10 protein-coding genes are annotated in these 11,993 nt (G+C 64.9%); 4 read left to right on the top strand and 6 right to left on the bottom strand.

Going from position 1 to position 11,993, the window contains the following annotated elements:
* Positions 1 to 48: 48 nt before the first annotated feature.
* Positions 49 to 798, bottom strand: a complete 750-nt coding sequence (locus OLX02_RS14975; protein ID WP_264424142.1) for a calcium-binding protein — start codon at positions 796 to 798, stop codon at positions 49 to 51.
* 336 nt (positions 799 to 1,134) lie between these two features.
* On the opposite strand from OLX02_RS14975, the gene OLX02_RS14970 reads away from it, so the two are divergent.
* Positions 1,135 to 1,464 (top strand): hypothetical protein, encoded by a 330-nt coding sequence (locus OLX02_RS14970; RefSeq protein WP_264424140.1) that lies wholly within the window; start codon positions 1,135 to 1,137, stop codon positions 1,462 to 1,464.
* On the top strand, positions 1,464 to 3,380 hold the full coding sequence (locus OLX02_RS14965) for a hypothetical protein (RefSeq protein WP_264424138.1): 1,917 nt from the start codon (positions 1,464 to 1,466) through the stop codon (positions 3,378 to 3,380). The genes OLX02_RS14970 and OLX02_RS14965 overlap by 1 nt, the downstream gene beginning before the upstream one ends.
* A 24-nt stretch (positions 3,381 to 3,404) precedes the next feature.
* On the opposite strand, the gene OLX02_RS14960 is transcribed toward OLX02_RS14965, so the two are convergent.
* The 4 genes from OLX02_RS14960 to OLX02_RS14945 form a co-directional block, all read right to left on the bottom strand.
* Positions 3,405 to 3,656 carry a hypothetical protein gene (locus OLX02_RS14960; protein ID WP_264424136.1) on the bottom strand — a complete coding sequence of 84 codons (252 nt, stop codon included), beginning with the start codon at positions 3,654 to 3,656 and terminating at the stop codon, positions 3,405 to 3,407.
* 230 nt (positions 3,657 to 3,886) lie between these two features.
* Positions 3,887 to 4,528 carry a maleylacetoacetate isomerase gene (gene maiA / locus OLX02_RS14955; protein ID WP_264424134.1) on the bottom strand — a complete coding sequence of 214 codons (642 nt, stop codon included), beginning with the start codon at positions 4,526 to 4,528 and terminating at the stop codon, positions 3,887 to 3,889.
* Between the two features lie 70 nt (positions 4,529 to 4,598).
* Positions 4,599 to 6,182, bottom strand: a complete 1,584-nt coding sequence (locus tag OLX02_RS14950; protein WP_264424132.1) for a flavin-containing monooxygenase — start codon at positions 6,180 to 6,182, stop codon at positions 4,599 to 4,601.
* A gap of 52 nt (positions 6,183 to 6,234) precedes the next feature.
* A complete protein-coding gene (locus OLX02_RS14945; protein WP_264424129.1) occupies positions 6,235 to 8,712 on the bottom strand; it encodes a TonB-dependent receptor in 2,478 nt (825 codons plus the stop codon).
* Positions 8,713 to 8,865: 153 nt separating this feature from the next.
* Here OLX02_RS14945 and OLX02_RS14940 point away from each other — a divergent pair, with 153 nt between their 5' ends.
* Together OLX02_RS14940 and OLX02_RS14935 are read left to right on the top strand one after the other, a co-directional pair.
* The gene (locus OLX02_RS14940) at positions 8,866 to 9,540 is read left to right on the top strand and encodes a TetR family transcriptional regulator (RefSeq protein ID WP_264424128.1); all 675 of its coding nucleotides are present in this window, start codon (positions 8,866 to 8,868) and stop codon (positions 9,538 to 9,540) included.
* A gap of 47 nt (positions 9,541 to 9,587) precedes the next feature.
* Complete coding sequence (locus OLX02_RS14935; RefSeq protein WP_264424127.1) at positions 9,588 to 10,667, top strand: acyl-CoA dehydrogenase family protein; 1,080 nt, start codon at positions 9,588 to 9,590, stop codon at positions 10,665 to 10,667.
* Positions 10,668 to 10,745: 78 nt separating this feature from the next.
* Here the strand turns inward: OLX02_RS14935 and OLX02_RS14930 are convergent, their stop codons facing one another.
* Positions 10,746 to 11,975, bottom strand: a complete 1,230-nt coding sequence (locus tag OLX02_RS14930) for an acyl-CoA dehydrogenase family protein (protein ID WP_264424126.1) — start codon at positions 11,973 to 11,975, stop codon at positions 10,746 to 10,748.
* Between the last annotated feature and the right edge of the window lie 18 nt (positions 11,976 to 11,993).

The raw sequence follows: 11,993 nt of genomic DNA, 5'->3' as shown, positions 1-11,993 counted from the left end.
GGGAGGCCGATCCGCTACATCTTTCTCGGAAAAAGACCGAAGCCGTGCTTACAGGACGAAGTCTACCGCAGACACGGTGGACGATGCCACCGCCTGGAGGATGAACGACATCTCCGCCGTGGCCAGGTTGGTATCGAGGTTCAAGCTGACCAGCGTGTCGGCACCAACCTGCTCGACGCGGATCTGCCCGGCTGCCGTGAACGCCGCCGTGCCGACGAAGGCGAAGGCATTGTCGCCAACGGTCGAAGGGATCGCATCGATGGCGGAAACGCGGTCATTGCCCAGCCCCCCGGAAATCACGTCCGCACGGGCGCCGCCACTGATCGTGTCATTGCCGGCATCGCCGGTGATGTGATCGTTGCCTTCCTCACCGAACAGCCGGTCATCGCCGTCATTCCCCCGGATATGATCACCGCCGGCGCCGCCGTGACGGACATCGTTTCCGGCCGTGCCGCTTACGCTGTCATCCCACGATCCGTCGTGATCCTGATCCTCGGCGATGCCGTCGTCAGCAAGATGGTCGGTCGGCTTCGTGATCACCGTCCCCGCAAGGTCGGCATAGGTCGTGCTGGTCACTACGAAGTTGGCAACATCATCGGCAGGATCGGGAGTCTGCGCGTAGGCGACAAGCTGCACGTAGTCCTCATGCGTCGTCGTCAACACGATCTGATTGGTCGATGCATCGAAGGACAGGCGCTGGTTGAGCGCCAAATCCTCATGCTCGTACGTGCCTTCATGGTTCACATACATGGTCACCTCGCCATCGGCGGCGATGGCGAACTTGGTAATCGGTTCCATTGGCTTGGCTTCCTTTGTACAACCCGCCGCGCAAGACGGCATGACCAAAAGCGGGGCCTGCTAGGAGATGCGGAGCGCCTTCGCGCCTCTTCGGCATCTCGGCCGCGGTGCCATCGTTACGCAGAGGGCCGCCGGCATATTCGGCGCTGGTTGGCAAATTCCATGAACCGAGCCCACATCAAGGCGAACCGTTCCGGCTAATTGCTGCACCGCGTCCGCCTGCAGCATAAGCGAAACCGCTCCCGGAAAACGCAACGGACGGTGGGCTGGACGCGGGTCGATAACTAGGATAGTTTGACTAGAAATCGGGCAGATCGACCCGACCGGAGAGGACCCATGGCCTGCTGCGCCTTTGCGTTTTTCCTGCTGATGCGGCTGCTCGCGCCGTTCCGCGCGCTTGCACGAAGCCTGGGACTGCGCGGTCAGGAACGCATGGACACCGCCGTCGCCTGGCGTCCGGGCCAGACTGCGCGCGCCCCGTCACCAGCCCCCCGATCCGGGGGCTGGCGTCGCCGTCTGCTGGCGGCGGAGGCGGCGATCCTCACGCTGATTGCCGGCCCCGCAGTCGCATCCGATCGCCCCGCCCTTTCCGATCCTGCCGACGATCCTGCGATCGCGACCCTTATTCACGCAAATATCTGCCGCCCGCTCGGCTGGAGGAACTGATGGCCACGATCCCGCTCGAACGCGACATTCCCGGACTTTCACCGCACCGGGGCATCAAGGGACCAGTCACCGCCGCGCGCCAACGGCGCAGCTGGACGATCTATGCCGCGCTGTGCCTGGCCGGCCTCGCGCCGACTTTGCTGGGCCTTGCACCTGCATGGCGGGCAGCGGGCCTTGGCCTGTGGATTCCGGGCGGCGGGTTCCTGGCCGTGGGCGGCTGGGCCATGCTGCTGTTTCCGCTGGTGATGGTGCTGTTCGTCGCTTCGCTCGTGGCGTGGTTCTGGGCTGGAGTTGTCGTTGCCCCGGTCATCGTCTGGCTGGGCAGCGCCGCGCTTGCAGGCGCGATGTCCGGGCCGACGACGTGGGCCGGCGCCCCGATCGCGGTTCCGCTGGCCGCCGGTGCGGTCATCCTCGCCTTCGCGCGCAGCAATCGCAAGGCCCACGCGGCCGGCCTCGTCAAGGCGGCAGCGCGGAGCGCTTTCCTGCCCAAATCCTTTACGGAGGTGGCGCAGCAATCCGCGCACGAACCCGATCCGGCGAAGCGCGAAATGGATGCCGAGCAACTGGCAGGCCTGCGCTACCTGCTTGACCGGGCGCTGCAACCGGTGGACCGCTTCGATGGCTTCACCATCATCGACCAGTTCCAGCCGGCGGCGCTGCGGTACCAGATCAACCACATGGGCTTTGCGCTGGCCGTCGCGCAGACGGCCTATCTGCCCAACTTCCGCGGCTACATGGGCCTGGCGCAGCGCAACCTGATCGAGAAGTATCTCGAGAAGAAGGTCTGGGATTACTGGGTTTATGAAAGTTGCTGGGGCCACCTGAACTTCACCGACTGGGACCCGGCCGGCCGCGACAACATCATGCTGACCGGCTGGTTCGGCGCGCACGTCGGCGGCTATATGCTGGCGACGGGCGACCGGCGCTACATGGAGCCGGGCAGCCTGACCTTCCGGCTGAACGACCGGAAGGCCTGGCGCCACGATTTCCGCACGATCAACGGGTCGGTCGATGCCAACTACGCCAAGGCGGAATTCGGGATCTTCGCCTGCGAGCCGAACTGGCTCTACCCGATCTGCAATCACTACGGGATGCTCAGCCTCGTCACGCATGACGCGCTGACCGGATCGCGGCTGGTCGACCGGCACATCGACGGTTGGGTGCGCGGCATCGACGACGAGTTCACCGATTCCTCGGGCTCGATCGTGGGCTTGCGCTCCCAGCTGACCGGGATGCCGGTGCCCTTCCCCGTCGGCGAAGCGGGCTATGCGTTCTTCGAGAACACCTTCCTGCCCACGCGTGCGCGCCAGCTCTGGGCCATCGCGCGCGAGGAAATCGCCCCGCTGGTGAGCGAGGACGCGCAAGGGCCGCGCATGACGATGCCCGGCGAAGGACTGGACGCGGGCAAGTACGGCACCGGCCACGTCGGCGCCTATGGCACCTACCTCGTTTCCGCGCGCGAGTTTGGCGACGAACGCCTCGCCGCCGCTGCGCTCGCCGGGCTGGAGCGCGATTGCCAGCCCCAGCGCGATGGCGGCGTGCTGCGCTTTGCCAAGGGCTCCAACATCAGCAACGCCACCGCGATCATGGGTCTGCTGATGGACACCGGCGATTTCCGCCGAACTTTCACCGAAGGGCCGTCCAAGGCCGCCCTAGCCGGCCCGATGATCGAGACGCTGGAATATCCCGCCGTGCTGGTAACCCGGGCTTGGAGCGATGGAACCGGCCTGGAAGCGACGTTCGTGCCCGGTGCCGGCGCCGGACGCCACACCATCGGGCTTTCGCAGTTGGAACCCGGTCGACGCTATGTGCTGGAAGGCGCTGTGGAGACGGATCTGGTCGCGGCACAGGATGGCACGGCGACATTCACGATCGACCTTCCCGGCCGGATCGAGGTCACGCTGCGCGCTGGCTGATGGCCGCGACTTGTGCGGGGCCGTTCAGGCGAACGGCTCGGCCAGGGTCGTCATGCGCTCAAGCCGAAGCAATGCCAGCGCGTGATCCACGAAGGCGGCCGCGACCGGGCAATCGGCTACATCCAGCCGATTGAGCGCTTCGACCAGAAGCGAGGCCGCATCTTCCACCGCAGTGTCGTTCGCCGCCAAGGCGCCGACGCGAGCGTACGAGGCAACGCCGCAAACTCCGCCCCCAAGCGAGAAATCCCAGGCTGGCATCCCTATGTCCAGACGCATCGTGCCCTCCCCTTCAGCCCTCTACGACACCGTGGTCATCCCGTGCCGGAGCATCATGCTCGCCAGTTGTTGAACGAGCGGACAAGAAGAGAAAGGGCGTTTCGTATCCACTTCGACGCGACCCCGCCAACCCACTGGCAGACAAGGAGTATTAGAGGGTCATTTCGGATACTTCGAGCGGGTCCGGAGCGTGGCGCAGCCGTGCGAAACCGAGTCGCCGCAGAACTGCCTCAGGGGGTGAAGCCCGGCTGGTGCTGCGGGGCGGTGTCGGCGAAGACGGGAAGCGCCATGCACGCCTGCTCGATCGCCAGCAGGCGCGGCCAGCGCAGGTCAGCCCCGAACCGCCGCGCATTGGCAAGCTGGGGCACCAGCATGATGTCAGCCAGCCCAGGGGTGTCCCCAGCGCAGAACACGCCCGTCTCGTTCGCGACCAGTGCAGCGAAGGCATCAAGCCCTTCCTCGCACACGCGCCGACCCCAAGCCGGTCCGGCCTCAGCGCTGCCGACCAGCTTCACCACTGCTTGCAGCACGCGCAGGTTCTGAAGAGGATGAACGTCGCACGCAATCGCCTGCGCCAGCGCACGAACGTGCGCGCGCCCTGCCGGATCGGCGGGTAGCAGCGGCGGCGCGGGCCGCGTTTCATCCAGGTACTCGCAGATCGCCAGGCTCTGCGTCAGCACCAGCCCGTCGATTTCCAGCGCAGGCACCAGTCCCTGCGGATTGAGCGCCAGATAGGCCGGGTCGCGCTGCTCCCCGTCGAGCAGCGAATGCGCCACGGTTTCATGCGCAATCCCCTTCATCGCCAAGGCGATGCGCACCCGCCACGACGCGCTGGAGCGGAAATATGCATGCAGGCGGACGGGGTTTGCCACGGCGCGTTCTCCGTAAAGGACAGGTCTGTCCCCCGGATCAAGCACCGCGCCATCCCCGGCGCAACCCGCTTCAGCCCTCGAACATCAGGCCGGGAAAGCCTGCAGCAACGTTCTGGTTCAACCGCTTCTTGTAGTCGATGCCGACGTAGGGAAGCATGACCCGCGGCTTGCCCGGGATATTGGCGCCCATGTACCACGAATTGGCGCGCGGAAAGAGCGTCGCCTCGGCTTCACGTCGGACGTGGTCCACCCATGCTTCCTGCGCAGCCTCGCTCACTTCGACGCGGGTTTCGCCCTGCTCGCGCATCCGGTCGATCACGTCGGCGATGAATTCGACGTTGTGTTCGCCCGCAAGGATCACGTTCATCAGCACCGAAGGACTGCCCGGCCCGGTGATGGTGAACAGGTTGGGGAAGCCCGCCACCATCATCCCCTTCCACATCGCGGGGCCGCCATGCCACGCATCCTTCAGCGGCGTGCCGTCCTTGCCGCGAATATCCACGCGGGTCAGCGCCCCGGTCATCGCATCGAAGCCCAGCGCCCAGACGATCACGTCGACTTCGTACTCTGCGTTCGTGGTACGGATGCCCTTTTCCGTCACTTCGACGATGGCGCCCTCATTGAGGTCTACCAGCGTCACGTTCTCGCGGTTGTAGGTCACGTAGTAGTCGGTATCGACGCAGGCGCGCTTGGTCGAAATCGGGAAGCTGCGCGGGCTGAGCTTTTCCGCCAGCACGGGATCATTTACCTGCGCACGGATCTGGCTGCGCACGAATTCGCAGGCTGCCTCGTTGATCCGCTCGTCCTTGGTCAGGCGCGGGATCATCACGGTGGAGACAAGCCCACCCCCGTTCCACAGCACCTTGACGTGCTCGGCCAGTTCCTCGTCGCTCGGCTCCCAGTCCTCGGGCAACATTTCGACGCCCGGCTCGCCGGTGTCGATCGCCTGCTTGTAGAGCGGCCAGGCTGCCTCGAACGCCTCGCGCTCCTCGTCCGGGATGGGCGCGTTCAGCGCCGGCAGGCTGAAATTCGGCGTGCGCTGGAAAACATAGACCTGCGCGGCATCGGCGGCGATATGCGGCAGCGACTGGATCGCTGAGCTGCCGGTGCCCACCACGGCCACGCGCTTGCCCTTGAAATCGACGCCTTCATGCGGCCAGCGCCCGGTGACCGGCTGCGGGCCCTTGAAGCGGTCCAACCCCGGAAAATCGGGTTCCTTGGGCACCGAAAGCGCACCCGTCGCCATCACCAGGTAGCGGGCGGACAGCGCCTCGCCCTTGTCCGTATCGACCAGCCAGCGGTCCGCTGCCTCGTCCCACTCCGCCTTGGTCACCCGCGTCTGGAAGCGGTAGAGCGGGCGGATGTCCAGCAGATCCGCGCAGTGATTGGCATAGGCCAGGATCTCGGGCTGGGTCGCGTATTTCTCGCTCCAGCGCCACGATGTGCGGATCTCCTCGTTCCAGCTATATTGATAGAGAAGACTGGGAATGTCGCACCGCGCGCCGGGGTAGCGGTTCCAGAACCACGTTCCCCCGACATCGGCCGCCGCCTCAATGCCCTGCACATCGTATCCCTCCTTCCGGAGGAGATAGCTCATGTACATTCCGGCAAAACCGGCTCCGACAACGACGGCGTCGATCTCGCGGCGCACCATTCCCAAATCTCCCTACACTTTTTCGTTAGTCAGTCGATTAATTGAATGACGATCACTTGAACAGCGTCTTGAGCGTCACACCCCAAGTCCGGTTGTGGCCGGGGAAGCGGACGGCAAGGTTGGCGTTGGTCGCCGCCGACACCCAGTAGTATTCGTTGGTCAGGTTGCGCGCCCAGACCGACACTTCCCACTTGTTGTCGAGATCGTGCAGCGCGAGGCTGGCGTTGATCGTGCCGTAGGGCTTGAGGTTCAGCTGCGGATCGTCCTCAAGCGTGTTCTTCGCCGACGACTGGTAGCGTCCGTTCACGATGGCCCGGAAACCGAGCTTGTCGCTGACCGGCGAATCCCACGTGACGGTCGCCGCGCCCGAGAACTTCGGGCTGAGCGGGAACGTGGCGCCATCGTAGTTGAAGGTCTTGGCGCCCGCATCGATGCCCACGTAGCCCTGGATCTCGGTCTTCAGCAGCGTGGCGGCGAGCTGGACGTTCAAGTGACGCCCGACGTTCACGCTGACGTCGCCGTCGATGCCATAGGCGCGCGACTTGGGAATATTGTCGAGCCGCAGCAGCGTGGTGTAGATCGGGTCCGCGAAATAGACCGACAGCTGCTTGTCGCCGTAGTCATAGTAGAACCCGGTCACGTTCAGGTTCACCGCGCGGTTCAGGAGCGAAAGCTTGGTGCCCAGTTCGTAGGACGTCAGTTTTTCCTGATGCGCCGGACGGTTCTGCGTCGAGATGTTCGCCGCATTCACCGGTGTCGCGCCCGACTTGTAACCGCGCGAAACGGAGGCGAAGAGGTGTGCGTCGGGATTGATTTCCCAGCCGAGCGCCGCGCGCCAGGCCACGTTGTCCTCATCCAGCTTCGAGGTGACGATGCCGAACGTGCCGGTCGCCGGGTCGAAGGTATTGCACTGGTTCTTGCCGATCGGTGCGGTGAACGCACCATAGACCTGATAGAAGAAGGCGCGGTTGAACAGGTTGACGTTGGGCTGCATCGAGCCGTTGAAATCGCGCGAGCAGCCGGCGTAGTCCTGCGTGTCCCGGGTGTAACGAATGCCGGTGGTCAGCGTCAGGCCCCGCATCAGCGTCCAGTCGGCGCTGGCGAACAGGCTCTTGGTTTCGACGTCGAAGTTCGCCGTATCGCGATAGGTGCGGAACGAGGTGGCGACGTCTGCCGCCGTGTAACCATCGGAATTGAAAGGCGAGTTCAACAGGTCCAGCCCGAATACCAGCGCACGGACCGCGCCGACGTTGGCATTCTGGCCCAGCATGGTGCGATTGGTATCGGTCACCTTGTCGTTCGAGAAGTAGCCCCCGACCGTCCATTCCGCGGGACCGGTCTTGCCCTGGAAGCGCACTTCCTGGCTGATCGAACGGGCCTGCCCTTCGGCCTTCTGGATCAGGATTTCATAGGGCGCGCCCGACCAGTCGAACGTCGCCTCGCGCTTCACCTTGTTGTAGCCGGTGAGCGACACGAAGGTCACATCGGGCGTGATCTCGAATTCAAGCAACCCGCGCAGGCCGATGAACCAGTCGTTTTCGGCAAGGCGGTCGGAAATGCCCGCGCCCCGGCCGATGTCCGGCCCGCGCTGCGACAGGGGCGCCCAATCGGCGTGGTTCTGATCCCACGTGTTCTTGTGGCTCGCCACATAAGCAGGCACGCCTGCGGCATTGAAATTGCTGAAGAACGTGCCGTTGGCGGGATCGGTGTTGGGCGTGAAGCCCACGGCCTGCCCGGCCAGCGGCTCGGACTTGTTGATCCAGCCATTGGCGCCGATCTCGATCTTCATGCCGTCGACCGGCCGCGAAGTCAGCGTCAGGCGGCCGCCATAGCGATGGACTTCACCCAGGCGCTCGTCGCGGCTCGCGCTCTTCTGCCAGCCTTCGTAGCTGTCCTCGGTGCGGAACGCTGCGCGCAGAGCGGTCTTGTCGCCCATGGGCAGGTTGATGAAGCCTTCGGAATTGAAGGTCTTGAAGTTACCGCCTTCGACGGTCAGCCCGGCCGAGAACGTATCCTTCGGCTTGGCGGTGATGAAGTTAACCAGACCGGCCGTGGTGTTGCGGCCATAGAGCGTGCCCTGCGGCCCCTTGAGCACTTCCACGCGCTCGAGATCAAACACCGGACCCGAGTTCATGAACGGATAGGCCAGTGCGACTTCGTCGAGATAGGTGCCGACGGTCGAGGTAGAGGACAGGTTGATCGTGTTGAAACCGACGCCGCGCAGCGTGTAGATCGGGATGCCCTGATACCCGCGCGAGATGTTGAGCGACGGAGCGACCGAAGGCAGATCCTCGGTCGAGGTGACGCGCAGGTTCTTCAGCGTTTCTGCGCCAAAGGCCTGGATCGACACCGGAACATCGCTGAGCGACTGTTCACGGCGCTGGGCGGTGACGATGATTTCCTGCGTCGAGGCCGCATTGGCCTGATCCGCCTGCGGTGCGGATTGCGGCGCGGTCTGGGCGAAAGCCGGACCGGCAAGAACCGAGCCGGCAAGCAGGAACGGTAGGCAGCGTGTTTTCGTGAGCGACATTTCTACTCTCCCATGAACCCTTGTTTGCGGCCTTTTATCACCCGATAATCAGTTATCAATCATGATAACTAAGTTTTCTGCGAGTGTTGCAGATTTGCCAAAAGTGGCAGGCCGTCGCTTGCCAAGTGGCCCACGGGGAGCGCAAACGAAGTCATGACCAATGCCAGCCGAAGCCCGGCCAACCCTTCCCGCACGCCCACGCCGCGCGCCCCCTCACCGCGCGCGGGACGAGAGAACAGCCGCGAAGCGCTGCTCGACGCGGCCAGCGCGCTGATGCGCGAGCTGGACACGGTGGAAATCGGGATTGTCGACATCGCGGCGCGCGCGGGGGTGAACCACGCGATGATTCGCTATTTCTTCGGCAGCAAGGAAGGCCTGCTCGCCGCGCTACTCGACCGCGACGTCTACAGGCGCATTCGCCAGCTCGACCGCCTGTTCAAGCTCGACGTGACGCCGACAGAACGGATGCGCATCCACCTGCGCGGCATCATCGATACCTATTACCAGATCCCCTACCTCAACCGCCTGATCCAGGTGATGGTGCGCGAATCCGATCCCCTGCGCGTGCGCCACATCGCCGAGGAACTGCTGATGCCGATCGCCAATGCGCAGGCGCGCATCATCACGGCGGGTGTGGAAGCGGGCGAGTTCCGGCCACTCGATCCCAAGCTGTTCTACTTCAACACGATCGGGTCGGCCGACGGGCTCTATTCCAACCGCTTCACGCTTTCGGCGGTGTTCGGGGGAATTCCAAACGCCGATCCGGAGCTTCATGCGCGCTACCGCGAACAGACCGTCGAAACGCTGATGCGCGGCTTGCTTCTCTGAACAGTCTCGTTATCAGGGTTGATAAACAGACCCTGGGAGACTGCAAGGTGAACCTCGAACTCGACGACGACCTGCGTATGCTGTCCGACAGCGTGGCGGGCTGGTTGAAGCAATATCTCGCCTTCGACCGGCGCCGCGAACTGCTCGGCGGTGCCCGGCAGCGCGCGTTCTGGGACGAGATCCACGGCGCACTGGGCCTTGCCGGCGCAGGCCTGCCCGAAGCCTGGGGCGGCTTCGGTGGCGGCGCGCAATCGCACATGGTGGTGATGGACGCGCTTGGCGGCGCGCTGGCGCCCACGCCTTACGTCGAAGGCCCGGTGATCGCGGGCACCCTGCTGGGCAAGCTGGGCGGACAGGACGAACTGGGCAAGGCTCTTGCCGCCGGCAGCGTGATCGTACTGGGCTGGGAAGAGGAGCAGAGCCGCGGCGACGCGCTTTCGATCCGCACCACGGCCATCCTGAACGGCACCGAATGGCACCTGACGGGCACCAAGCGCGCCGTGCGCTGGGCCGAAGAGGCCGATACCGTGCTCGTCACCGCACAGACCGACAAGGGTCCCGCCGTGTTCCGCCTGCGCGGTGCCGGCAGCGCCCTGCCCCTGCGCGCCTACCGCCTGATCGACGATCATCCCGCCGCCGACATCCGGCTGGAGAACACCCCGGCCGATCTGGTTGCGGTGGGTGACGGCGTGGCCGAAGCGATTGTCGCGGCGGTCGATGCGGGCACTGCCGCGATCTGCGCAGAGGCGACCGGGCTGATGCGCACGATGCTGGACGACACCATCGACTACACCAAGCAGCGTAAGCAATTCGGGCAGGCACTCGCCTCGTTCCAGGTGCTGCAGCATCGCATGGTCGATATGCGCATTCACATCGAGCAGAGCGCGGCGGCAGCGATCCTCGCGGCGCTGCGCGGCGACGACAGCGCAGCGGTCTCGGCGGCCAAGGCGACCATCGGCGAAGCGGTGCGCTATGTAGGACAGCAGGCCGTGCAGCTTCACGGCGCAATGGGCCTGACCGAAGAACTGCGCGTCGGTCACTATTTCCGCCGCACGACTGCGATCGAAAACCAGTTCGGCGATGTCGACGCCCATGTCGCGCGCTACCGGAAGCTGCGCGTGGCCTGATCCCGCCGCCGCATCGTTGCACAAAAAGAAACCCCGGCCTTGCGAAAGGCCGGGGTTTCTTTTGGGCCGCAGCGTGGCTCAGAGGCCGAGCACGCGCTTCGCCAGAATGTTGCGCTGGATCTCGTTCGAGCCGGCATAGATCGGCCCGGCGCGTTCGTTGAAGTAGCGCAGCGGGGCCAGCGCCTGCCACACATCGCCCACGATGCTGCCATCGGCCGGTGGCACGTGGCCGGGCACCGCGCCGCCAGGACGGGTGCCGTGCGGCTGGTAGATCGTGCCGGTGGTGCCCGCCGCGCGGTAGGCGAGTTCGGTCATCTCGGTCGCCAGCTCGGTACCGAGCACTTTCATCATCGACGACAGCGCGCCGACCGAGCCATCGTCGTTGGCGGCGCTGAGCAGCTTGAACTCCAGCACTTCCAGCACATCGAGCTTCATCATCAGCCGCGCGAGGCGCGAGGCGAAGACCTCGTCATCGAGCAGCGTGCCCGAAGGCGTGGGCGCGGTGCGTGCCTGTTCGCGCAGCGCCTCTGCGCGCACTTTCAGGCCAGCCGCATAACCGCGCGCGCCGCGCTCGAATTCGAGCAGATACTTCGCCACCGTCCAGCCATCGTCGATGGCGCCCACGACATTGGCCTTGGGGACGCGCACGTCGGTGAAGAAGATCTGGTTCTGCACCGTTTCGCCCGAGGTCATCACCAGCGGACGCACGACCACGCCCGGCGCGGTCATGTCCAGCAGCAAGAACGTGATGCCCTGCTGCGGGCGCAGGCCGCGCGTCGTGCGCACAAGGCAGAACATCCAGTTCGCCTGCTGCGCATGGGTGGTCCAGATCTTCGAGCCGTTGAGAATGAAATCGTCGCCATCCGAATCCGCGCGCATCTGCAGCGACGCGAGATCCGAGCCCGACTGCGGCTCGCTGTAGCCCTGGCAGAAGAAAATCTCGCCCGTCAGGATGCGGGGCAGGAAGAACTCCTTTTGCGCAGGCGTGCCGAAAGCCTGGATCACATAGGCGACCATGTGGATGCCCATCGGCGAGGTGGGCGGCGCACCGGCCAGCACGCGCTCGCGGTCGAACAGGTAATGCTGCGCGTCGGTCCAGTCCTGTCCGCCGTGTTCGGGCTGCCAGTTCGGCGCGGCCCAGCCCTTGGCGTGGAGCTTCGCCTGCCACTCCATGCCCAGATCGTGATCGCCATAGACGCTGGTCATGAGGCGGCCGGCATCGCGCAGTTCGGGAGTCAGCTCCTTTTCAAAAAAGGCGCGCGCTTCCTCGGCAAAGGCCAGATCCTCGGCCGTCCAGTCCAGGTCCATCTTCATTCCCCGTCGAAT

Origin of the sequence: Novosphingobium sp. KCTC 2891, from assembly GCF_025938155.1 — a bacterium.
Lineage (GTDB): Bacteria > Pseudomonadota > Alphaproteobacteria > Sphingomonadales > Sphingomonadaceae > Novosphingobium.
This window is presented reverse-complemented; position numbering and strand designations above follow the sequence as displayed.